A 25,551-nucleotide genomic window follows, 5' to 3' on the forward strand; every position below is an offset into this window, starting at 1 on the left:
AGTAGACGATGGCCACGAGTTACGACGAGGTGGTGGCGGCGCTGCGTGCGGCGCTCGCCGACAACAAGCGGCTCAAGCAACGCGCCGCAACCCCGGCGGCCCCGCCCGCGCCCGAACCGATCGCGATCGTCTCGACGGGCTGCCGGCTGCCCGGTGGAGTCCGGGGGCCCGATCAGCTCTGGGACCTGGTGGCCGAGGGCCGGGACGCGATCGGTGAGTTCCCGTCCGATCGCGGTTGGGACCTGGCCGCGCTGTCCGAGCTGAGCACCGCGGGCTCCGGTGCCTTCCTCTACGACGCCGGTGACTTCGACCCCGGCTTCTTCGGCATCTCCCCGCGCGAGGCGATCGCCATGGACCCGCAGCAGCGGCTGCTCCTGGAGATCGCCTGGGAGACCTTCGAGCGGGCCGGCATCGACCGGACCGCCGCCCGGGGCAGCCGTACCGGGGTCTTCGCCGGCACCAACAACCAGGACTACACCGGTGTGCTGGTCGCCGCCCTGGCGCAGGGCTTCGACGGGCACCTCGGCACCGGCAACTCGGCGAGTGTGGTCTCCGGGCGGATCTCGTACACGTTCGGCCTGGAAGGGCCGGCGCTCACCGTGGACACCGCCTGCTCCTCCTCGCTCGTCGCGGTCCACCTGGCCGCCCAGTCCCTACGCGATGGCGAGTGCGACCTGGCGCTGGCCGGCGGCGTCGCGGTGATGGCCACCCCGTCGGTGTTCGTCGAGTTCTCCAAGCAGGGTGGGCTCGCCGCCAACGGCCGGTGCAAGTCGTTCGCCGCCGCCGCCGACGGCACCGGCTGGGGCGAGGGCGCCGCGATGATCCTGCTGGAACGGCTGTCCGACGCCCGCCGCAACGGTCACCCCGTCCTCGCCGTGCTGCGCGGCAGCGCGGTCAACCAGGACGGCGCGTCCAGTGGCCTGACCGCCCCGAACGGCCCTGCCCAACAGCGGGTGATCCGGGCCGCGCTGGCCAACGCCCGGCTCACGATGGCCGACATCGACGTCGTCGAGGCGCACGGCACCGGCACCCGACTCGGCGACCCGATCGAGGCGCAGGCGCTGCTGGCCACCTACGGCCAGGACCGCCCCGCCGACCGGCCGCTGTGGCTCGGCTCGATCAAGTCGAACATCGGCCACACCCAGGCCGCCGCCGGTGTCACCGGCATCATCAAGATGGTCGAGGCGATGCGGCACGGCATGCTCCCGGCCACCCTGCACGTCGACCGGCCCACCCCGCAGGTGGACTGGTCCGCGGGGGCCGTCGAACTGCTCACCTCGTCGCGCCCGTGGCCCGCCGACGGTCGGCCGCGCCGCGCCGCGGTCTCCTCGTTCGGGGTCAGCGGCACCAACGCCCACGTGATCCTCGAACAACCCGAGGAGACCGAGGGTCGGCTCGCCACCCCGGGCACCCGTGCCCCCCACGGCGTCCTGGCCTGGCCGGTGTCGGCCCGTGAGCCCGCCGGGCTCCGCGCCCAGGCGGCGCAGCTGCTCGCGTACCTGCGGGAGCACCCCGGTCTGGACCCGGCCGACGTGGCCGGGTCGCTCGCTGTCACCCGCTCGCACTTCGAGTACCGGGCGGTCGCCGTCGGCACCGGAACGGACACGTTGACCGCGGCGCTGACCCGGATCGCCGACGGGACCGACCCCGGCGACCTCGCGGCGGCCCGACCGCAGGTGGCCTTCGTCTTCTCCGGCCCGGGCGCGCAGCGGGTCGGCATGGGCCGGGACCTGTACGCCACCTTCCCGGTGTTCGCCGAGGCGTTCGACGCGGCCTGCGCCGAACTCGACGTGCACCTGGACCGGTCGATCCGCGAGGTCGTCCTCGACGACGAGGCAGCCCTGGACCGCACCGGGTACGCCCAGGCGGCGCTGTTCGCCGTCGAGGTCGCGCTGTACCGCCTGGTCACCTCGTTCGGAGTGGTCCCGGACCAGCTCATCGGACACTCCACCGGCGAGGTCGCGGCGGCACACGCGGCCGGAGTGCTGTCGCTGTCCGACGCGGCCGCGCTCGTCGCGGCACGAGGACGGCTCATCCAGGCACTCCCGGCCGGCGGCGTGATGGTCGCGGTCCGGGCCACCGAGGCGGAGGTCCGGGACGCGCTCGCCGGATTCGAGGCGGTGGCGTCCGTCGCCGCCGTCAACGGCCCGAAGTCGGTGGTGGTGTCCGGCGCGGCGGAGGCGGTCGAGCAGGTGGTCGCGCGGTTCGGCAAGACCCGGACGCTGGACGTGGAGCACGCCCTGCACTCACCGCTGATGGCACCGATGACCGCGGACTTCGCCCGGGTCGTCCGAGGGCTTACCCACGCCCCCGCCCGCGTTCCGGTCGTCTCGACGGTGACCGGCGGCGTCGCGGAGTTCGACTCCGACTACTGGGTCGACCAGGTCCGCGCCACCGTGCGCTTCGCGGACGGCATCCGGACCCTGCACGAGCGGGGCGTCACCGCCTACCTGGAGATCGGTCCGGACGCGGTGCTCACCCCGCTGGGCGCCGACTGCGTCGAGGGCGCCGACCGGGACACCGCCCCGCTGTTCGTCGCCGCGCAGCGCCGCGCAGGGGACGACGTGGAAGCCCTGGTCACGGCACTCGCCCGGCTGCACTGCCGGGGCGTACGACCGGACTGGGCGGCGCTGCTGCCCGGCACCGCGCGCGTCGACCTGCCCACCTACCCGTACCAGCGGCAGCACTACTGGCCGGCGCTGGAACCGGTCACCATGCCGACCGCAGCCGCCCCCGCCGAGCAGTCGCCGGCCGCGTCGGCGGCGCCGGTCCTGTCCCGGGACTCCACGTTCGAGGAGGTCCGCGACCTCATCCGGCGGGAGACCGCCGAGGTCCTCGGCTACCCCGGCATCGAGTCCATCCGGCCCGGCCGGGACTTCCTCGAACTCGGCGTCGACTCGGTGATCGGGCAGGAGATCCGCCTGCGGCTCAACGCCGCCGCCGGCCTGAACATGCCTCCCGGCCTGCTCTTCACCTACCAGGACCCGGACCGGCTGGCCCGGCACCTGATGGCGGAGATGGCCGGGACGACGCCGGCCACGCCGGCCCCCACCCTGGACGCGCTGTTCCGGCAGGCGCGGCAGAACGACGACCTGCACGAGTACACGACACTGCTGATGCGGCTGGCCGGGTACCGGCCGACGTTCACCGCCGACGACGTGGACGCCGGGCGGGTGGCCGTACCCCCGCTGGCACGCCTGGCCGAGGAGGGCGACGGCCCGCGGATCATCGCGTGTTGCACGACCTCGCTGATGGCCGGTCCGCAGGAGTACGCGCGACTGGCCGGCGCCCTACGCGGCCGGTACCGGATCTCCGCCCTGGTCAATCCCGGTTACCAGGCCGACGAGCCGGCCCCCGCCGACCTGGCCGCCGCGCTGCGCCTACAGACCCGGGCGATCCGCGAGGACGCCGGCACCGAGCCGTTCATCCTGCTGGGACACTCGGCCGGCGGTCTGGTCGCCAACGCCCTCACCGCCGAGTTGGAGGCCGCTGGCGTCACACCGGCCGCCGTGGTGCTGCTCGACACCTACCCGCCGGCCGACGCGGTCCTCGGCCAGTGGATCCCCGAACTGCTCAACGGGCTGGAGATGGACGACGCCGGGGTGCCCGACGAGCGGTACCTCGCCTGGGCGTCGTACATCCGCCACTACGGCGACTTCGAGCCGTTGCCCAGCACCGCACCCACCCTGCTGGTCCGCGCCGGGGAGCCTCTCGGCGCGGTGCCGGAGGGCCGCGACTGGCGGCCGTCCTGGCAGCACCCGCACACGGTGGCGGACGCCACCGGAAATCACTTCACGATGCTCGGCGACCAGGTCGGTCGCACCGCCCAGACGGTGCACGACTGGCTGACCACGACCCTGTGAGACGGAGACCTCGATGACAATCACCACTGCCACTGTCGACACCAGCCTCTGGCTGCGCCGGTTCCACCCGAAGCCGGACGCGCCGGTGCGTCTGGTCTGCCTGCCGCACGCCGGCGGTTCGGCCAGTTACTATCACCCGGTCTCGCGCGCCCTGACCGGCGTCGAGGTGCTCGCGGTGCAGTATCCCGGCCGGCAGGACCGTCGCGCCGAGCCGTGCATCGACACCGTTCACGGCCTGGCCACCCGGGTCGCGGAGCAGGTCGCCACCCTCGCCGACCGCCCGATCGCCCTGTTCGGTCACAGCATGGGAGCCTCGGTCGCCTTCGAGGTGGCCCGGCTCCTGGAGGAGGACGGCATCGTCCTGAAGCACCTGTTCGCTTCCGGGCGGCGTGCGCCGTCACGTCACCGTGAGGAGCACATCCACCAGTTGGGTGACAACGGCCTGATCGCGGAGATGCGCCGGCTCAACGGCACCGAGGGCAAACTGCTCGACGACGACGAGCTGATCCGGATGATCATCGGGGCGATCCGCAACGACTACAAGGCCGCGGAGACCTACGTGTACCGGCCCGGGCCGCCGTTGTCCTGCCCGATCACCGTCCTGACCGGCGATTCCGACCCGAAGGTGACAGTGGACGAGGCCGACTCCTGGCGGACGCACACCACCGGCCCCTACGCCATCAAAGTTTATAGGGGTGGTCACTTCTACCTGAACAACCACCAGACGGACATACTGGAGACCATTGTGGATCGCCTGACGTCAGGCTGACGGCGACGCCGGCTTGAGCAGTCCGAGACTTCCGGAGGTACCAGTGACAACCCCGACACCCACGCCGGCTCTGCGGCTCATCGGGCTGTCCAAGACATTCGGTGACAAGCGCGCCGTCGACCACGTCGACCTGGAGGTTCCGGGCGGCTCGTTCTTCGGGCTGGTCGGTCCCAACGGGGCCGGCAAGACCACATCGCTGTCCATGGCCGTCGGGCTGCTGCGCCCGGACAGCGGTCGCGCCGAGATCTTCGGTGTCGACGTCTGGGCCGACCCGGTCCGCGCCAAGGAGCTGATCGGCGTCCTTCCCGACAGCCTCGGCATGCCGGAACGGCTCACCGGCCGGGAGGTGCTCACCTACCTGGGTCTGCTGCGGGGGATGGAACCCGAGGCGGTCGCCGAGCGCAGCCAGGAACTGCTGGAGGTCCTCGAACTCGACCGGGCCGACAGCACCCTGGTCCTCGAATACTCGACCGGCATGCGGAAGAAGATCGGCCTGGCCACGGCGCTGCTGCACGCACCGAAGCTGCTGGTCCTCGATGAGCCCCTGGAGGCTGTCGACCCCGTCTCGGCGGCGACGATCAAGGTGATCCTCCAGCGGTTCGTCGCCGCCGGCGGCTCGGTGGTGTTCTCCAGTCACGTCATGCCGGTGGTCGAGCAGCTCTGCGACCACGTCGCGGTCGTCACCGGCGGCCGGGTGGTCGCCTCCGGCCCACTCGACGAGGTACGCGGCGGCAGCACCCTGGAGAACCGGTTCGTCGACCTGGTCGGCGGCCAGCCGGTGAGCGCGGGGGAGCTGTCATGGTTGGCATCCTGATCCGGATGAAGCTGGCCGTCCTGCGGCACTCGATGACCGGGCAGCGCGCCGCCGACATGATCGGTGGCGGCGTGCTGGGCCTGGTCCTCGCCGGCGGCACGATCTGGCTTGCCGTGCACGACTGGCCGGTGGACGGCCTACCCCTCGACCTGGTCGGCGCGGCGTTCGCCATCTGGACGATCGGGTGGCTGTTCGGCCCGGTGCTGTTCGGTGGCGGCGACGAGACGCTGCGCCCGGAGCACCTGGCGCTGCTGCCGATTCCACCGCGCCGGCTCGCCTTCGGCCTGCTCGCCGTCGCGTTCGTCGGCGTCGCCCCGGTGGTCAGCCTGGTGGCCTTCACCGCGCTGATCGTCGCGGCCCTCCCGGTGGGCGGCGCCGCCGCCCTGATCGCGGTGCCGGTGGTGTTCCTCCAGCTGCTGTTCGTGGTGCTCGCCTCCCGGTTCGTCACCGCAGCGCTCAGCACGCTGATGCGCGCCAAGATCGGAGCGGTGCTGGCCGCCGTCATCAGCGGCGGCATCCTGGCGCTCACGCACACCGGCTGGGTGCTCAAACCCACCATCCAGTACGCCCTCACCGCCGGCTTCCCGGACAACCTGGCGGCCTGGGTGCGCCGGTTGCCGTCCGGCTGGGGAATCGTCGCGGTGGAGGCCGCCGGCCGCGGTGACTGGCTGCTGGCCGCCGCCGTGCCGGCCGGGTTCGCCGTGCTCAGCGTGCTGGCCATGCTCGGTTGGTCCGCGCTGCTGGTCCGCCGACTCAGCCACCGCAGCGCCAGCGGACGCCCGGCGCGCGGTCGCACCGCAGCCCAGAAGATCCGGGGTGGCGGCGTACGAGCCGTCGTCGGTCGGGAGCTGCGCACCGCGTCCCGCGACCTGATGCGCTTCCACTACCTGGTCTTCTCGCTGGTCTACGCCCTCGCGTTCTGTCTGCTGCCGCTCATGGTCGACCTGCCGATCTTCGTGCCGTTCATCGGTGTCGCGTTCGGTATCTGGGCCGCCGCCATCTCCGCCAACCTGTACGGCGAGGACGGCACGGTGATCTGGCAGACCGTGCTCACCCCCGGGGCCGCCCGGAAGGACGTCCGTGGCCGCCAGCTCGCCTGGCTGCTGCTGACCGCCCCGGTGGTCGTCGTCCTCAGTGTCGTGCCCACCCTGCTCAGCGGGCAGACGTGGGCCTGGCCGTGGCTGGCCGCCCTGGTGCCGGCCCTGGTAGGCGGCGGCGCCGGCGTCATCGTGCTGATCTCGGTGCTGCGGCCGGTGCCGATGACCGACCCGCACAAGCGCAGCGGCAACCTCCTGGAGAACGGCACCGACTTCACCCAGGTGCTGCTCATGCTGGTGCTGGTCGCGGCCACCGCGGCCCCCGCCTACCTCACCGTCCGCTACGGCCCCGACTGGGCGGGCGCCGGCGTCGGCCTGGTCACCGGCATCCTGCTGGCCTGGCTGCTCGGTGACCTCGCCGCCAAGCACCTGGAAGCCACCGGCCCCGACCTGCTGGCCACCATGCGGGCCTCCACCTCCCGCAAGAGCAACCTCACCGGCGACGTCGACTGGGATCAGATCACGGCGTCGCTCGGCGGGGTGGACCTCGGCGAGAGCCGCCTCGGCATCGCGAAGGCGTCGCCGGCCCGCCGTGCTGCGGTCTACGTGTGCTTCATCGTCTGCTGGGTCCCGCTGATCGCACAGGGTGTGGTCCCCGCCTTCCTGAAGTACACCGACCCCGACCGCGACTCGTGGTTCGTGGCTCGCCTCGTCCCCGAGGCGCTGCACTGGCCGGTCGTGGGCGTCATGGTCCTGCTCGGCCTGGGCCTCATCGCCGCGGGTTTCCACCAGCTCCGGTTGGCACGCCGGGAGAGCCGACAGGCCACTGTGGATGGTGCCGGTCTCGCCGCCGCCCCGGTGGTGACCCGGCACCCCGAGAAGGTCGACGAACTGCACCACTGAGCACGACGACGAGGGCTCGGCCACCGTGTGGCCGAGCCCTCGTGTGTGCCTGGACCTCACCAGGAGACGGGCAGCTCGCGGACGCCGTAGATCAGCGACTCGGAGCGCAGCGGAACGTCGTCCGCGGACCCGTGCAGGCGCAGCCCGGGGAAGCGGGTGAGCAGGGCCCGCAGTGCGATCCGGAGCTCCGCGCGGGCGAGCTGCTGGCCGATGCACAGGTGCACACCGTGACCGAAGGCCAGGTGCTGGTTGCCGGTCCGGGTCACGTCGAAGACCCCCGGGTCGACGAAGCGGGACGGGTCGCGGTTGGCGGCGGACAGCGAGAGGCTGACGCTCTCACCGGCGCGGATGAGCTGACCGCCCACCGGCACGTCCTCGGTCGCGAGGCGCGTCACGCCGAACTGGAACGTCGGCAGGTAGCGGAGCAACTCCTCCACGGCGTCCGGCACCCGGTCCAGGTCGGCGCGCAGGATGGCCAGCTGCTCGGGATTGGTGAGCAGCGCGAACACGCCGAGGCTGAGCTGGTTGGCGGTGGTCTCGTGGCCGCCGACGAGCAGCAGCATGGCGATGCTGGTCAGTTCCTCGTCGGTGAGCGGGTCGTCGTCCGAGTCGTGGATCAGGCCGGAGATCAGGGCGCCGTCCGGCTCCTCGTGTTTGGTCGCCACCAGAGCCGCCAGGTACTGCCGCAGGTTCCAGGCCGACATCCCGACCTCCATCGGGGTGGCGTCGGTGCGCAGCATTGCGGCGGTCAGCGTCTGGAACTGCTCCCGTTCGGCGTACGGCACGCCGAGCAGCTCGCAGATGACCAGTGAGGGGATGGGCAGGGCGAAGTCCCGGACCAGGTCGGCCGGCGGGCCGGCGGCCTCGATCGCGTCGAGGCGATCGGTGACGATCTCGGAGATCCGCGGCTCCAGGGCACGGACCCGGCGCATGGTGAACTGACCCATCAACATCTTGCGGTAACGGGTGTGGTGCGGCGGGTCGACGTGGATGAAGAACGCCGGGTCGGGCGGGAGCTGCTTGGCCTCCTCGGGGATCACCTGGATCGGGTTCGACGCCTTGAGGATGTCCGCGCTGAACCGGGTGTCGGCGAGCACCGCCCGGACGTCCTCGGCCCGCGTCACCAGCCAGCCGACCGACCCGTCCGCCATGATCAGCGGGCTGACCGGGTGCTCCTCGGCGCGCTTCAGGAGTTCGTCAGGTGGGGAGAACGGACATTTACCGCGCTGCCGGGGCAGCGGAGCCGGCTCCCCGGTGCCCGATCCGGCCGGGGCGGGATGTTGCGTCGCACTGGTCATCGTCACCACTCATTTCCGCATGGACATTGTCTCCACGATAGGAAGAACGGGTCTTCGGGAAATGCGCCACGACCCGGATCGGGGGTCGATCCAGGGGGATAGGGGCTGCCCTCCACATCGGCCCCGGCCCGGGGTGCGCTCGATCCCGTAGGGGTGTCCGGCCTCTGCCGGCCCTCATTACCGTCCGAATCGAACGCGCCATCGGGCCGTGTGGACGAGTGGGGGCCGCGGATCGTCATGAAGAGCGAATCAGCATTCACCGATGGAAATGCGGAATCCGACGGCGTCGCCATTGTCGGTGTCGCGTGCCGACTTCCCGGCGCCAACGATCCCGCCGCGTTCTGGCACCTGCTCGCGGACGGCCGCGACGCCATCACCAGGGCACCGGCCGGACGCTGGGGGAGCACCGAGGACCGTCCACGCGGCGGCTTCCTGGACCGGGTCGACGGCTTCGACCCCGGCTTCTTCGGCATCGCCCCGCGCGAGGCGGCCACCATGGACCCCCAGCAACGGCTCATGCTGGAGCTCGGCTGGGAAGCCCTGGAGGACGCCGGCATCGTCCCGGACGCTCTCGCCGGCACACGAGCCGGTGTCTTCGTCGGCGCGATCGGCGACGACTACGCCACTCTGATCCGCCGCCTCGGGGTCGACGGCATCACCCCGTGGACACTCACCGGCACCAACCGGGGCATCATCGCCAACCGGCTGTCGTACGTGCTCGGGCTGCGCGGTCCCAGCCTCACCGTCGACGCGGCACAGGCGTCCTCGCTGGTCGCCGTCCACCTGGCGGCGGAGAGCCTGCGTGAGCGCCGCTGCCAGGTAGCCCTGGCCGGTGGGGTCAGCCTCAACCTGGTCCCGGAGAGCACCCTCACCGCCGCCGCGTTCGGTGGCCTGTCGCCGGACGGCCGCTGCTACACGTTCGACGCCCGGGCCAACGGCTACGCGCGCGGCGAGGGCGGCGTCGTCCTCACCCTCAAACTCCTCACCGACGCGCTCGCCGACGGCGACCAGATCTACGGCGTGGTCCGGGGCAGCGCGGTCAACAACGACGGCGGTGGCGACAGCCTCACCACACCCACCAGCGACGGCCAGACCGACGTGCTGCGCGAGGCGTACCGGCAGGCCGGTGTGGACCCGGCGACGGTCCAGTACGTGGAGCTGCACGGCACCGGCACCCGGGTCGGCGACCCGGTGGAGGCCGACGCGCTCGGCACGGTCCTCGGGGTGGCGTCCGGCCGCCGTCATCCGCTGCTGGTCGGGTCGGCGAAGACGAACGTCGGGCACCTGGAGGGCGCGGCGGGCGTGGTCGGGCTTCTCAAGACCGTTCTGGCCCTGCACCACCGGGAACTGCCACCGAGTCTCAACTTCGTCACGCCGAACCCGCGCATCCCGTTCGACGAGCTGCGGCTGCGGGTCCGTACGGAGCACGGGGCGTGGCCGGAGTCGCAGCGGCAGCTGGTCGCCGGGGTCAGCTCGTTCGGCATGGGCGGCACGAACTGCCACGTCGTGCTGTCGTCGGCGCCGACCCGGCCACCCGTGACCGACGAGCCGGCGACACACGAACCCGTGGCGTGGCTGCTGTCCGGGCGTACCCCGGCCGCCGTACGCGCGCAGGCCGGACAGTTGCGCGACGCGCTGGCCCCGGACGCGCGGCCGGTGGACGTGGCGTACTCCCTCGTCCGGCACCGCAGCGGCTTCGACCACCGGGCGGCGGTCGTCGGAGCGGACCTGACCACCCTGACCGAGCGCCTGGCCGCCCTCGCCGCCGACGACTCGCCGGTGCAGCGGGTCGGCGACGGCCGGCTCGCGTTCCTCTTCGCCGGCCAGGGCTCGCAGCGGGTCGGGATGGGCCTCGACCTCGCCGACACCTACCCGGTGTTCGCGGCAGCCTTCGACGCCGCCTGCGCGGACCTCGACACGCACCTGGACCGCCCGCTGCGCGAGGTCGTCGCGGACGGGTCGGAGCTGGACCGGACCGTCTACACGCAGGCGGCGCTGTTCGCCGTCGAGGTGGCGTTGTTCCGGCTCGTCGAGTCGTTCGGCGTCACGGCGGACTACCTGGTCGGGCACTCCATCGGCGAGATCGCCGCAGCCCACGTCGCCGGGGTGCTGTCCCTGGCCGACGCGGCGAAGCTCGTCACGGCCCGGGGCCGACTGATGCAGGACCTCCCGGCCGGTGGCGTGATGGTCGCGGTGCAGGCCGCCGAGGCCGACGTGACACCGCACCTCACCGACGGCGTGGACATCGCGGCGGTCAACGGCCCCAACTCGGTGGTGCTGTCCGGAACCGCCGACGCGGTGGCCGCGGTCGCGGCGAGGTTCGAGAAGACCCGGCAGCTCCGGGTCAGTCACGCCTTCCACTCGGCGCTGATGGAACCGATGCTCGTGGCCTTCGCCGAGGTCGCCGAGACGCTGACGTACGCGCCGCCGACCATCCCGATCGTCTCCAACGTGACGGGCCGGATCGCCGAGACCCAGGACGCCGCCTACTGGGTGCGGCACGTGCGCGAGGCGGTCCGGTTCGCCGACGGGCTCGCGACACTGGAGAGCGAAGGCGTCACCACGTTCGTCGAGATCGGCCCGGACGGGGTGCTCTGTGCGATGGGCGCCCACTGCGTGCCGACGGGCGCGTTCGTCCCGGCCCAGCGCCCGGACCGCCCGCAGGCGGAGACGGTCGTCGCCGCCCTGGCCCAGCTGCACGGCCGGGGAGTCGCCGTCGACTGGACGCCGTCGCTGGCCGGCGGGGTGCGCGTGCCGCTGCCCACGTACGCGTTCCAGCGCGAGTCCTACTGGGTGTCCGAGACCGCCGACGAGCCTTCGACGCCGGCCGCGCGCAGCGCCGCGCGCTCCGAGGCCGACCTTCTTGACCTGGTACGCACGCACGCCGCCGCGGTGCTCGGCCACCCGGACCCGTTCACCGTCGACACCACCCACTCCTTCAAGCAGCTCGGCTTCGACTCGCTGACCGCCGTCGAACTGCGCGACCGCCTCAGTTCCGCCCTCGACCTCGCGTTGCCGGCCACCCTGCTCTACGACAGCCCCGACCCGGTCACGCTCGCCCGGTGGCTGCACACCGCCTCGGGCGGCGTCGACCCGTCGACCGTCGAGGAGTCCGCGCGGCCGGGGCGGCCCGACGCCGACGAGCCGATCGCTGTCGTCGCGATGGCCTGCCGCTATCCCGGTGGCATCACCGACCCCGACGAGCTGTGGCACCTGGTGTCCAGCGGCGGTGACGCCATCACCGGCTTCCCCACCGACCGGGGTTGGGACCTGACCGCCCTCTACCACCCGAACCCCGGCCACCCGGGCACCAGCTACACCCGCTCTGGCGGGTTCCTGCACGACGCCGCCGAGTTCGACCCGGGCTTCTTCGGCATCTCCCCGCGCGAGGCGCTGGCCATGGACCCGCAGCAGCGACTGCTGTTGCAGGCCTCCTGGGAGGCGGTGGAACGGGCCGGCATCGTGCCGGGCGCGCTGCGCGGCAGCCGCACGGGGGTCTTCGTGGGCGCCACCTCCCACGAGTACGGCGCACGCCTCGCCGAACCCGCCGACGGCCTCGACGGCTACGTGCTGACGGGCAGCACGATGAGCGTCGCCTCCGGCCGCATCTCGTACGTGCTCGGCCTCGAAGGGCCGGCGCTGACCGTCGACACCGCCTGCTCGTCGTCGCTCGTCGCGCTGCACCTGGCCGCCCAGTCGCTGCGCCGGGGGGAGTGCGAACTGGCCCTGGCCGGCGGTGCCACGGTGATGGCCGGCCCCGGCATGTTCGTCGAGTTCAGCCGCCAGCGCGGCCTGGCCGGCGACGGCCGGTGCAAGGCGTTCGGCGCGGCCGCCGACGGCACCGGGTGGGGCGAGGGCGTCGGCGTCCTGGTCCTGGAACGGCTCAGCGACGCGCGGGCGAACGGCCACCAGGTCCTCGCCGTGATCCGGGGCAGCGCGATCAACTCCGACGGCGCGTCCAACGGGCTCTCCGCGCCGAACGGCCCGGCCCAGCAACGCGTCATCCGGGCCGCCCTCGCCGACGCCGGACTCACCCCGGCCGACGTCGATGTGGTCGAGGCACACGGCACCGGCACCACACTGGGCGACCCGATCGAGGCGCAGGCGCTGATCGCCACCTACGGCGTCGACCGACCCGAGGACGACCCGCTGTGGTTGGGCTCGCTGAAGTCCAACATCGGCCACACCCAGGCCGCCGCCGGCGTCGGTGGCGTGATCAAGATGATCCTCGCGATGCGCGCCGAGGTGTTGCCCCGCACCCTGCACGCCGACGAGCCGTCACCGCACGTCGACTGGTCCCCCGGCACCGTCCGACTGCTCACCGAGCCCCGCGACTGGCGGCGGAACGACCACCCCCGCCGGGCCGCCGTCTCCTCCTTCGGCATCAGCGGAACGAACGCCCACCTGGTCCTCGAAGAAGCACCCGACGTCGACGTCGCCACCGACGTCGTCGCCGCCGCCCGCCCGGCCGTGCCGACCGCCGTGCCGGTGCTGGTGTCCGCCCGTACGCCGCACGCCCTACGACGCCAGGCCGCGCGTCTGCGCGACCGCATCGGGGGAGACGACACCCACCTCGCCGACCTCGCGTACACCCTCAACGTCACCCGGACCCGGTTCGAACACCGGGCGGTCGTCCTCGCCACCACACCGGACGACCTGCGCGACGGACTGGCCGCCGTGGCCGAGGACGGGTCGGCGGCGAACGTCGTCACCGCCCACCCGGCCGAGCCCGGCCGGGTCGCGTTCGTCTTCCCGGGACAGGGTTCCCAGTGGCTGGGCATGGCCGTCGAGCTGGCCGACGCCGACCCGGTGTTCCGCGACCACCTGACCGCCTGCGGCGCGGCGCTGCTCCCGTACACCGGTTGGGATCTTCTCGCCGCGCTGCGCGGCGACGACGACGCCCCGTCGCTGGACCGGGTCGACGTGGTCCAGCCCGCGCTGTGGGCGGTGATGGTCTCCCTGGCCCGGCTCTGGCAGGCCGCCGGTGTCCGACCGGCCGCGGTGATCGGGCACAGCCAGGGTGAGGTCGCCGCCGCGCACATCGCCGGCGCGCTCACCCTTGACGACGCCGCCCGGATCGCGGCCCGCCGCAGCCAGGCGATCGTCGCGCTGGCCGGGCAGGGCGGAATGCTCGCGGTCCAGGCGTCCGCCGCCGCCGTGGAGCCGGTCCTGGCCCGCTGGGGCGGCCGGATCAGCGTGGCCGCCGTCAACGGTCCGACCGCAGTGGTCGTCGCCGGGGAACCCGCCGACCTGGACGACCTCGAACCGGCGCTCGCCGCGGTGGGCATCGAGGCCAAGCGCATCAAGGTCGACTACGCCTCGCACTCGGCACACGTGGAGGCGATCCGCGACGAGTTGCTGCACGCGCTCAGCGGCGTCGAGCCGTGCGCCGCCGACATCCCGTTCTACTCCACCGTCTACGGCTCGCGGCTGGACACCACCGAGCTGGACGCCGACTACTGGTACACCAACCTGCGCCGGCCGGTCCGCTTCGCCGAGACGGTGGACGTGCTGTTGTCCGACGGGTACCGCGCCTTCGTCGAGGCCAGCCCACACCCGGTTCTCGTCGCGGCCGTGCAGGACTCGGCCGACGAGGCCGGAGTGGACGCCGCCGTGCTCCGGACGTTGCGACGCCACGACGGCGGCCCGGACCGGTTCCGGGTCGCGCTGGCCGAGGCGTACGCGCGCGGGCTCACCGTCGACTGGACGGACCTGACCCCGGACGGCGCGCTGGTGGCGCTGCCCACCTACCCGTTCGAACGGGAGCACTTCTGGCATCACCCGGTCGTGCCCGGCAGCGCCGACGACCCGGCCAACGACCCGTTCTGGGCGGCGGTGGAGCGTGGCGACGCCGCCGCGCTCGCCACCGACCTGGCCCTGGCTCCGGGCGCACTGGACGAGATCGTGCCGGTGCTGGCCGCCTGGCGGCGTGAGCAGCGGATCCGCGCCGGGGCCGCCGGTTGGCGCTACGTGGTCCAGTGGAAGCCGCAGCCGGACGCCACTGTCACCGCCGACGGGCACTGGATCGTCGCCGTGGCCGGGTACGACCCGGGCACCACCGCCGTCCTCCAGGCCCTCGGCGACGCCGGGCTCACCCTGGACGTGGTGGTCATCGCCGCCGACGCCGACCGGGTCACAGTCGCCGAGCGGCTCGCCGGTGACGCCGACGGCGTCCTGTCCCTGCTCGCCTTCGCGGAGGGGCCCCTCGGCGAAGGGCTGCGCCGCAGTCTGACCCTCACCCAGGCCCTCGGTGACGCCGGCGTGGACGCCCCGCTCTGGCTGGTCACCCGCGGTGGCGTCGACACCGGTCCGGCGGACCGGGTGGACGACCCCGAGCAGGCACTGATCTGGGGTCTCGGCCGGATCGTCGCCCTGGAACACGCCGATCGGTGGGGCGGCCTGGTCGACCTGCCCACCGACCTCGACGAGCGGGCCGCCGATCGGCTGCTCGCCACCGTGGCCGGCGAGGACGGCGAGGACCAGGTCGCCATCCGGGTCGACGGTCGCTACCTGCGCCGCCTCGGCCACGCACCCCGCCCGGCCCGACTGGCTGGCGGCCCGCGCCTGGACGGACCGGTGCTGGTCACCGGCGGGACGGGCGCCCTCGGCGGCACTGTCGCCCGCTGGCTCGCCGAGCGTGGCGTGCCGCACCTGATCCTGCTCAGCCGGCGCGGCCCGGACGCGCCCGGCGCCGCCGACCTGGTCGCCGACCTGGCCGAACTGGGCGCCACCGCCTCGGTCGTGGCCTGCGACGCGGGTGACCGTGACGCCCTCGCGACGGTCCTCGCCGCGCATCCGGTCAGCGCGGTCGTGCACACCGCCGGCCTGCTCGACGACGGCACCGTCGACACCCTCACCGCCGACCAGGTCGACCGGGTCCTCGCCGCGAAGGTGGCCGCCGCCCGTAACCTCGACGACCTCACCCGGGACGGGGACCTCGACGCGTTCGTGCTGTTCTCGTCGATCGCGGCGAGCATCGGCATCCCGGGGCAGGGCAACTACGCGCCGGGAAACGCGTACCTCGACGCCCTGGCCGAGCAGCGCCGCGCCGACGGCCTGACGGCGACCTCGATCGCCTGGGGTCCGTGGGCCGGCGGCGGCATGGCCGCCGACGTCGCAGTCGGCGACCTCATGCAACGCCACGGCATCACCCCGATGGACCCACAGATCGCGCTCGCCGCCCTGCAACAGGCCCTCGACGACGACGCCACCACGATCACCGTCGCCGACCTCGACTGGGACCGGCTGGCCCTCGCGCTCACCGCCGGCCGCCGCCGCCCGCTGATCGAGGACCTGCCGGAGGTGCAGCGCGCCATCGGTGCCGGCGCAGTCGCGTCCCGCGCGTCCGGTGGCCCCGCCGAGAGCCTCGCCGCCGCACTGGCCGCGCTGCCCGAGGCGGCCCGCGAGCGGGCCCTGGTCGGCCTGGTCCGCGAACAGGCGGCGCTCGTGCTCGGCCACACCGGCCCGGACGCTGTCGACCCGAACCGTCCGTTCCGCGAGTTGGGCTTCGACTCCCTCGCCGGGGTCGAGCTGCGCAACCGCCTGCGCACTGTCACCGGCCTGCGCCTGTCCACCACACTGGTCTTCGACCACCCCACCCCGGCCGCCCTCGCGGCGTACCTGCACGACGAGCTCACCGGCACGCTGCCCGCCCGACCCGCTGACGACCCCGCCACGGTACGGGTACCCGACGAGCCGATCGCGATCGTCGCGATGGCCTGCCGCTACCCCGGGAACGTCACCTCGCCCGCCGACCTGTGGCGACTGCTGGACGACGGCGGTGACGCGATCGGTGGCTTCCCCACCGACCGTGGGTGGGACCTGGCCGCTCTCTACCACCCGGACCCGGATCACCCGGGCACCTCGACCACCCGGCACGGCGGGTTCCTCTACGACGTCGCCGACTTCGACCCCGCCCCGTTCGGTATTTCCCCCCGCGAAGCCCTGGCGATGGACCCGCAGCAGCGGCTCCTGCTGGAGACCTCGTGGGAGGCGTTCGAACGGGCCGGCATCGACCCCGCGACGCTGCGCGGCCGGCACGCCGGGGTCTACGTCGGCCTCACCTACCAGGACTACGCGTCCCGGGTCCGGCAGGCGCCCGCCGACCTGGAGGGCTACCTGCTCACCGGCAGCACCGCGAGCGTCGCCTCCGGCCGGATCGCGTACGCCTTCGGCCTCGACGGCCCTGCCGTCACCGTCGACACCGCCTGCTCGTCGTCGCTGGTCGCGCTGCACCTGGCCGTGCGGGCGCTGCGGGCCGGTGAGTGTGACCTGGCGCTGGCCGGCGGCGTCGCCATCATGTCCACCCCGCACATGTTCGTCGAGTTCAGCCGCCAACGTGGACTCGCCCCAGACGGCCGCTGCAAGCCCTTCTCCGCCGACGCCGACGGGTTCGGTTCCGCCGAGGGCGTGGGCATGCTGCTGGTCGAGCGTCTCTCCGACGCCCAACGGCACGGTCACCCGGTCCTCGCCGTGGTCCGTGGCACCGCCGTCAACTCCGACGGCGCGTCGAACGGCCTGACCGCCCCGAACGGCCCCGCCCAGCAACGGGTGATCCGGGCCGCGCTCGCCGACGCGGCGCTGACGCCCGGCGACATCGACGTGATCGAGGCGCACGGCACCGGCACCGCGCTGGGCGACCCCATCGAGGCCCAGGCGTTGCAGGCGGCGTACGGGCCGGACCGCCCGGCGCAGCGGCCGTTGTGGCTCGGCTCGGTCAAGTCGAACCTGGGGCACACCCAGGCCGCCGCCGGTGTCGCCGGTGTCATCAAGCTGGTCGAGGCGATGCGGCACGAGGTGCTGCCCCGCACCCTGCACGCCGGGACGCCCAGCCCGCACATCGAGTGGGCGGACAGCCCGCTGCGGCTGCTGGACACGGCCCAACCGTGGCCGGCGGACCTGCCGCGCCGGGCCGCCGTGTCGTCGTTCGGCATCAGCGGCACCAACGCCCACGTGATCCTGGAGGCGCCCGCCGGAGTCGGCCGCGTACCGGCCCTTCCGCAGGCGTCCTCTCCCGTCGTCCCGCTGGTGCTCAGCGGGCAGTCGACCGACGCGCTGCGCGCCCAGGCGCTTCGCCTCGCGGACCGGCTGGCCGAACCGGGCACACCCACACTGCTCGACACCGGCTGGACCCTGGCCGCCGCCCGGACCGCGTTCACGCACCGGGCGGTGCTGCTCACCAGCGAGAGCGACGCGGTGGGCGCCCTGCGCGATCTGGCCGCGGGCCGCGATCACCCAGGCGCGCACACCGGTGAGGTACGGGCGGGAAGTCTCGCCTTCGTCTTCTCCGGTCAGGGTTCGCAGCGGCAGGGCATGGGCCTGGCTCTGGCCGAGGCCTTCCCGGTGTACGCGGAGGCGTTCGACGCGGTCTGCGTCGAGCTGGACCGGCACCTGGACCGGCCGATCCGGGACGTGATCGCCGAGGGCGACGATCTGGATCAGACGGTGTACACGCAGTCGGCGTTGTTCGCGGTCGAGGTCGCGTTGTTCCGCCTGGTGGAGTCGTTCGGTGTCACACCGGACTTCCTGGTGGGGCACTCGATCGGGGAGATCGCCGCCGCGCACGTCGCAGGGGTGTTGTCCCTGCCGGATGCGGCGACGCTGGTCACCGCGCGGGGCCGGTTGATGCAGGCGTTGCCGGCCGGGGGCGTGATGGTCGCGGTGCGGGCAACCGAGGCCGAGGTGCTGCCGTTGCTGACCGACGGGGTGTCCGTCGCGGCGATCAACGGCCCTCGGTCCGTGGTGCTGTCCGGTGCGGCCGACGAGGTCGCCGCCGTCGCGGCCCACTTCGGGAAGTCCAAGCAGCTGCGGGTCAGTCACGCGTTCCACTCGGTGTTGATGGAGCCGATGCTGGCCGAGTTCGCGTCGGTCGCGGGGACGCTCTCCTACGAGTCACCGCGCATCCCGATCGTGTCGAACGTGACCGGGCAGGTCGCATCCACGCAGGACGCGGCGTACTGGGTGCGGCACGTCCGCGAGGCGGTCCGCTTCGCCGACGGCATCACCACACTGGAGTCCCTGGGTGTCTCGACGTTCGTGGAGATCGGCCCCGACGGGGTGCTGTCCGCGATGGGCGCGGACTGCGTCGGCGACGCGGTGTTCGTACCCGTGCAACGCTCTGACCGCGACCAACCGACCACGCTGCTGGCCGCCCTCGCGCAGGCCTTCGTGCGCGGCGTCGCGGTGGACTGGACGCCCTGCCTGAGCGGCGGGCGGCTGGTCGACCTACCCACCTACGCCTTCCAACGGCAGCGCTTCTGGATCGAGGACGACACCGCCGCCCCCGACACCCCGTTCTGGCAGGCCGTCGACCGCGGCGACCTGGCCGACCTGCTCGGCGTCGCCGACGACCACCCCCTCGACGAGGTCCTCCCCGCGCTGCGCGCCTGGCGTCGCCAGGGCACCGAACCCGGCCTGCGCTACCGCGTCGACTGGCCGGTCCGGGACGTCACCACCGCCCCCCGCCCCGGACGCTGGCTGGTCGTCGTCCCCGACCTCGACCTCCCGATGACCGCAGGCCTCGTGGCCGCGGGTGGTCCCGACGTGATCGCGGTGCCGGCCGGCGCACTGTCCACCATCGACCCGGGTCAGATCGTCGGCGTGCTGTCCCTGCTCGCCCTGGACGAGCGCCCCGACCAGGAGCACCCACACCTGTCCCGTGGCCTGACCGGCACCTCGAAGCTGCTGCGCGACCTTCCGCAGGGCACCCCGCTCTGGGCCGTCACCACCGGCGCGGTACGCGTCGGCGACGAACCCCGGATCAGCCCGCACCAGGCCACCGTGTGGGGGTACGGCCGGGTCGCCGCCCTCGAACTCCCCGACACCTGGGCCGGCCTCGCCGACCTGCCGGAGAACCCCGACGCCGACACCTTCGCCCGGCTCTGGGCGGTGGTGCGCAGCACCACCACGGAGGACCAGGTCGCCGTCCGGGACACCGGAGTCCACGTCCGACGTGTCGTACCGGCGGCCCCGCCCATCACCCCGACCACCTGGTCGCCGCGCGGCAGCGTCCTGATCACCGGCGGCACCGGCGCGCTCGGCGCGCACGTGGCCCGCTGGCTCGCCGGGGCGGGCGCCCCCCACCTGGTGCTGACCAGTCGGGCCGGCGCCGACGCCCCCGGCGCGGACCAGCTGCACGCCGAACTGACCGCGCTCGGTGCCCGCGTCACCATCGCCACCTGCGACGTCGCCGACGCCGAGGCCCTCGCCGACCTGCTCGGCACCATCGGGGACCTGACCGCCGTCTTCCACACCGCCGGCGCCCTGCGATTCGCCGCAACGCTGGACGACGACCCGGCCGGGCTCGCCGAGGTCGCCGAGGCCAAGGTCGCCGGCGCCGCCCACCTGGACCGGCTCCTCGCCGACACCCCGCTCGACGCGTTCGTGCTGTTCAGCTCGATCGCCGCGCTCTGGGGCAGTGGCGAGCAGAGCGGGTACGCCGCCGCGAACGCCTACCTGGACGCCCTCGCCGACGACCGGCGAACCCGGGGCCTGACCGCCACCTCGGTCGCCTGGGGCCCGTGGGGCGACGGCGGGATGGTCGACGCCGGCACCGAAACCCTGCTGTTCCGGCGCGGCCTGCCGGTCCTCGACCCGCGGACCGCGATCGCCGCGCTGCGCGAGGCCGTGGACGGCGACGAGACCTACGTGGCGGTCGCCGACGTCGACTGGTCGCGTTTCGCCCCCATCTTCAGCGCCGCCCGGCCCCGGCCGTTGATCGGCGACCTGCCGCAGGTGCGGGCGCTGGTCGGCCAGAGCGTCGAGCCGACCGCCACGCCGCTGGCCGAGACCCTGGCCGCGCTGGCCCCGGCCGAACAGGAACACCACCTGCTCACCCTCGTCCGTGGCGTCACCGCCGCCGTCCTCGGTCACGCCGGGCCGGACGCGGTCGGCGCGGAGCAGGCGTTCCGCGAGATGGGTGTCGACTCGCTCACCGGCGTGGACCTGCGGGACCGGCTGCGCCGCGACGTCGGCTTCGCCCCGCCCGCCACCCTCGTCTTCGACCACCCGAACCCGCTCGCGGTGGCCCGCTACCTGCGCGACCGGCTGCTCGACCAGCCCGCCACCGCAGCGCCGGTCTCGGCGTCGGCAGTGGCACCCGACGACGACCCGATCGTCGTGGTCGGCATGTCCTGCCGCTTCCCGGGCGGCGTGCAGGGGCCCGACGACCTGTGGCGGCTCGTCGCCGACGAGGCCGACGTCATCTCCGGCTTCCCCGCCGACCGCGGCTGGGCGCTCGACGCGCTCTACCACCCGGACCCGGACCACCAGGGCACCGCGTACACCCGCTCCGGCGGCTTCCTGCACGACGCGGCGGACTTCGACGCCGACCTGTTCGGGGTGAACGGCCGCGAGGCCCTGGCGATGGACCCGCAGCAGCGGCTCCTGCTGGAGACCGCCTGGCAGGCCCTCGAGGACGCGGGCCTCCCACCACGGGCGCAGCGCGGCCGGCGGACCGGCGTCTTCGTCGGCGGCGCCCACCTCGGGTACGCCGAAGGCGCGCCGCCACCACCCGGGGTCGAGGGGTACCGCCTCACCGGCAACGCGACGAGCGTGATGTCCGGGCGGGTCGCCTACACCTTCGGCTTCGAGGGGCCGGCCGTCACCATCGACTCGGCGTGCTCGTCGTCGCTCGTCGCCCTGCACTGGGCGGCCCGCGCGCTACGGCAGGGGGAGTGCACGCTCGCCCTGGCCGGCGGTGTCGCTGTCATGTCGAGCCCGGCGGTCTTCGTCGAGTTCAGCCGGCAGGGCGGGCTCGCCCCGGACGGCCGGTGCAAGGCGTTCGCCGCCGGTGCCGACGGCACCGGTTGGGCCGAGGGCGTCGGGTTCGTGGTCCTGGAACGGATGTCGGACGCCCTGGCCAACGGGCACACAGTGCTCGCCGTGGTCCGGGGCAGCGCGGTGAACTCCGACGGCGCGTCCAACGGCCTGACCGCCCCGAACGGGCCCGCGCAGCAGCGGGTGATCGTCGAGGCGCTGGCCGACGCGGGTCTGTCCACGGCCGACGTCGACGTGGTCGAGGCGCACGGCACCGGCACCACCCTCGGCGACCCGATCGAGGCGCAGGCGCTGCTCGCCACGTACGGGCGGGGTCGGCCGGCCGAGCAACCACTGCTGCTGGGCTCGCTCAAGTCGAACATCGGGCACGCCCAGGCCGCCGCCGGCATCGGCGGGGTCATCAAGATGGTCCAGGCGATGCGGCACGGCCTCGCGCCACGGACCCTGCACGTGGACGAGCCGACACCGCACGTGGACTGGTCGGCCGGCGCGGTACGGCTGCTCACCACGGCGCAGCCGTGGCCCGAGACCGGCCGGGCGCGCCGCGCGGCGGTCTCGGCGTTCGGGGTGAGCGGCACCAACGCCCACGTCATCCTCGAACAACCGACGCCCGCCGCCCAACCCGAGGCGACCGCCCCGGACCCGGTCCCGTCGACGCGACAGCTTCCGTACGTCCTGTCCGGACGCTCCGACCGGGCGCTGCGGGCCCAGGCCGAACGGCTCCTCGCCGCCGGTGTCGACCGGCACGTCGAGGCCGGAACCGGTGCGACCCTCGCCCGTTCCCTGGCCACCACCCGCTCCGCCCTGGAACACCGGACCGTCGTCCTGGCCGCCGACGCCGACGCGCTGCGTACCGGCCTGCACGCCGTCGCGGCCGGCGAACCCGGCCCGTCGGTCATCAACGGCACCGCCACCGCCACCGGCAAGCTCGCGTTCCTGTTCACCGGCCAGGGCAGCCAACGCCCGGGTGCCGGTCGTGACCTGTACGCCACCGAACCGGTCTTCACCGCGGCGCTCGACGAGATCCGGGCCGCGTTCGCCCCGCACCTCGACCGCCCACTGCTCGACGTCATGTTCGCCGAGCCCGGCACCGATGACGCGGCAGTGCTGGACCGCACCGAGTTCACCCAGCCGGCGCTCTTCGCCCTCGAAGTGGCCCTGTACCGCCTCCTCGAAACGCGCGGCGTGACAGCCGACTACCTGCTCGGCCACTCCATCGGTGAACTCGCCGCCGCGCACGTGGCAGGCGTCCTGTCCCTGCCCGACGCCGCACGGCTGGTCGCCGCGCGGGGCCGACTGATGCAGGCGCTCCCCTCCGGCGGCGCGATGGTGGCGATGCAGGGCACCGAGGCGGAGATCCGGCCACTGCTGACCGGCGACGTGTCGATCGCCGCGGTCAACGGACCCGACTCGGTGGTCGTCGCCGGCGACGCGGACACCGTCGACCTGATCGTCGAGCGGTGGCGCGCGGACGGGCGACGGGCCAAGCGGCTCAACGTCAGCCACGCCTTCCACTCCGCGCACATGGACCCGATGCTCGCCGAGTTCGGCCGGATCGCCGCCGACCTCACGTACGCGCCGCCGACGATCCCGCTGATCTCCGACCTGACCGGCGAACCGATCGGCCGCCCGGACGCCGACTACTGGGTGCGGCACGTCCGTGGGGCGGTGCGCTTCGCCGACGGGATCACCGCACTGGACGCCCGGGGTGTCACCGCGTACTGCGAGGTCGGTCCGGGTGGGGTGTTGACCGCGCTGGCCCGCGAGTGCCTGCCCACGGCGAGGCAGGCGGACGCCGTCCTGGTCGCCGCGCTACGCGGTGACCGGGCCGAGCCCGCCGCGGTCGCCGAGGCGGTGGCCGGCCTGCACGTCGGCGGCGTACCCGTCGACTGGGCGAGCGCACTGCCCGGCACGGCGACCGTGCCGCTGCCCACCTACCCGTTCCAGCGCCGCCGGTTCTGGATCGCCCCGGCACTGCCCGCCAGCACCGGCGCCGACTCGTCGGACGACCCCTTCTGGTCCGCGGTACAGCACAACGACCTGGAAACGCTCGGCACGATGCTCGGCGACGACCGGGTGGCGGAGGTCGCCCAGGCGCTGCCGGCCCTGGCCGACTGGCACCGGGGCCGGCAGGCCCGCGACACCGCCGACCGACAGCGGTACCGGGCACAGTGGGAACCCGTCGCCATGCACGGTACCGCCCGTCTCGGCGGAACCTGGCTGGTCGCGCTCCCCGGCCCGGCCGACGCGTACGCCCGTACCCTGATCGAGGCCCTGACCGACGCCGGCGCCCACTCGCTGCCGGTGGTGGTGGACGGCCTCGACCGGGCGGCGATCGCCGCCGAACTGGCCTCGGCGACGGGGGTCACCGGTGTCCTGTCGCTGCTCGCCCTGGACGACCGTGAACTGCCCGGCCACCCCGGGGTGCCCAACGGGCTGGCCGCCACCCTGGCCCTGATCCAGGCGGCCGGGGACGCCCACCTCGACGCGCCGCTGTGGGCCGTCACCCGGGGTGCGGTGTCCGCCACCGCCGAGGTCACCGACCCGACCCAGAACGCGGTGTGGGGCCTCGGCCGCGTCGCCGCCCTGGAGCACTCCGCCCGCTGGGGTGGGCTGATCGACCTGCCGGACCGCGTCGACGGGCCCGCGCTCTGCCGGGTGCTCGCCGACGGCGGCGTCGACCAGGTGGCCCTGCGCGACGCCGGCACGTTCGTCCGCCGCCTGGTCCGGGCACCGCTCCCGCCCACCACCTTGACCCGCTGGACACCCCGCGACACCGTTCTGGTCACCGGTGGCACCGGCGCGCTCGCCGGGCACGTGGCCCGCCGACTCGCCCAGGACGGCGCCGGCCACCTGATCCTGGCCAGCCGTCGCGGTGCCGACGCCCCCGGCGCGGACGACCTGTCCCGGGAGCTGACCGCGCTCGGCGCCCGGGTCACAGTCGTGGCCTGCGACCTGACCGACCCCGACGACGTCGCCGACCTGCTCCGCCGGGCCGACGCCGACGTGCTGCCGCTGCGCGCCGTGGTGCACACCGCCGGCATCGGTGACTCCGCCCCGCTCGACGAGACCAGCCCGGAGCTGCTGGCCCGCATCGTCGCCGCGAAGATCGGCGGGGCCCGGCACCTGGAGGACCTCCTCGGCGACCGGGACCTGGACGCCTTCGTCTGCTTCTCCTCCATCTCCGGCGTCTGGGGCAGCGGCGGCCAGGCCGCCTACGCCGCGGGCAACGCCTACCTCGACGCGTTCGCCGAACGGCGGCGGGCACGCGGCCTGGCCGGCAGCGCTGTCGCGTGGGGACCGTGGGGCGAGGGCGGTATGGTCGCCGACACCGGGACCGAGGAACACCTGCGGCGACGCGGGCTCACCCCGCTGGTCCCGTCCGCGGCTGTCGACGCGTTCGCCAGCGCCCTCGACCACGGCGACGTCACCGTCGCGGTCGCCGACGTCGACTGGGCCCGCTTCGCCCCCGCCTTCACCGCCGCCCGCCCCAGCCCTCTGCTGGACGGCGTCGAGGAGGCCCGCGCGGCGGTCGCCGCACCGGCCGTACCGGTGCGGACCGCCGGGCCGATCGACGGGCTCACCGACCTGCCCGACGCCGAACGCGGGCACCTGCTGCTCGACCTGGTCCGGACCGAGACGGCCACCGTCCTCGGCCCGGGCGGCGGCTTCGAGGCGAACCGCGCCTTCCGCGAACTCGGCTTCGACTCGTTGACAGCTGTCGAGATGCGCAACCGGCTCACCGCTGTCACCGGGCTCAACCTCCCGGCCACCCTGGTGTTCGACCACCCGACCCCGGCGGTCCTCGCCGCGCACCTGGACACCCTCCTGATGCGCGAGCACCGCCCGGCCGCGCCGACGGTGGAGGGTCGGCTCGACGACCTCGAGGCGGCCCTCGCCGCCACCGGTGTCGACGACGCCGACCGGCCCGCCCTGGTGGCCCGCCTCCAGGCGCTCGCACACCGCTGGGCCGCCACCGAGGAACCGGCGGAGGTGGCCGGCGACGAGATCGGCGACGCGACCGCCGACGAACTGCTCCAGATCATCCAGAACGAATTCGGCAGATCTTGATCCGCGCAGCGGGAACGGG

General features: G+C 73.8%; 6 protein-coding genes. 5 read left to right on the forward strand and 1 reads right to left on the reverse strand.

What is annotated here, in order from left to right; translation table 11 throughout:
- Nucleotides 1-8 precede the first annotated feature (8 nt).
- The 4 genes from O7631_RS19260 to O7631_RS19275 are packed head-to-tail and all read left to right on the forward strand — an operon-like array spanning nucleotide 9 to nucleotide 7,386.
- The gene (locus O7631_RS19260) at nucleotides 9-3,863 is read left to right on the forward strand and encodes an alpha/beta fold hydrolase (RefSeq protein ID WP_278145483.1); all 3,855 of its coding nucleotides are present in this window, start codon (nucleotides 9-11) and stop codon (nucleotides 3,861-3,863) included.
- 13 nt (nucleotides 3,864-3,876) lie between these two features.
- Entirely contained in the window at nucleotides 3,877-4,632 is a 756-nt protein-coding gene (locus tag O7631_RS19265; protein WP_278145484.1) for an alpha/beta fold hydrolase, read from the forward strand.
- Nucleotides 4,633-4,675: 43 nt separating this feature from the next.
- Nucleotides 4,676-5,446, forward strand: a complete 771-nt coding sequence (locus tag O7631_RS19270; protein WP_278145485.1) for an ABC transporter ATP-binding protein — start codon at nucleotides 4,676-4,678, stop codon at nucleotides 5,444-5,446.
- A complete protein-coding gene (locus tag O7631_RS19275) occupies nucleotides 5,431-7,386 on the forward strand; it encodes a hypothetical protein (RefSeq protein ID WP_278145486.1) in 1,956 nt (651 codons plus the stop codon). Before O7631_RS19270 ends, O7631_RS19275 begins: the two co-directional genes overlap by 16 nt.
- Nucleotides 7,387-7,442: 56 nt before the next feature.
- Here the strand turns inward: O7631_RS19275 and O7631_RS19280 are convergent, their stop codons facing one another.
- Nucleotides 7,443-8,684, reverse strand: coding sequence for a cytochrome P450 (locus O7631_RS19280; protein WP_278145487.1), 1,242 nt, complete (start codon nucleotides 8,682-8,684; stop codon nucleotides 7,443-7,445).
- A 237-nt stretch (nucleotides 8,685-8,921) separates the two neighbouring features.
- Here O7631_RS19280 and O7631_RS19285 point away from each other — a divergent pair, with 237 nt between their 5' ends.
- Nucleotides 8,922-25,532 (forward strand): type I polyketide synthase, encoded by a 16,611-nt coding sequence (locus tag O7631_RS19285; RefSeq protein WP_278145488.1) that lies wholly within the window; start codon nucleotides 8,922-8,924, stop codon nucleotides 25,530-25,532.
- Nucleotides 25,533-25,551: the final 19 nt, after the last annotated feature.

It is taken from the genome of Micromonospora sp. WMMD967, assembly GCF_029626165.1.
Lineage (GTDB): Bacteria > Actinomycetota > Actinomycetes > Mycobacteriales > Micromonosporaceae > Micromonospora > Micromonospora taraxaci.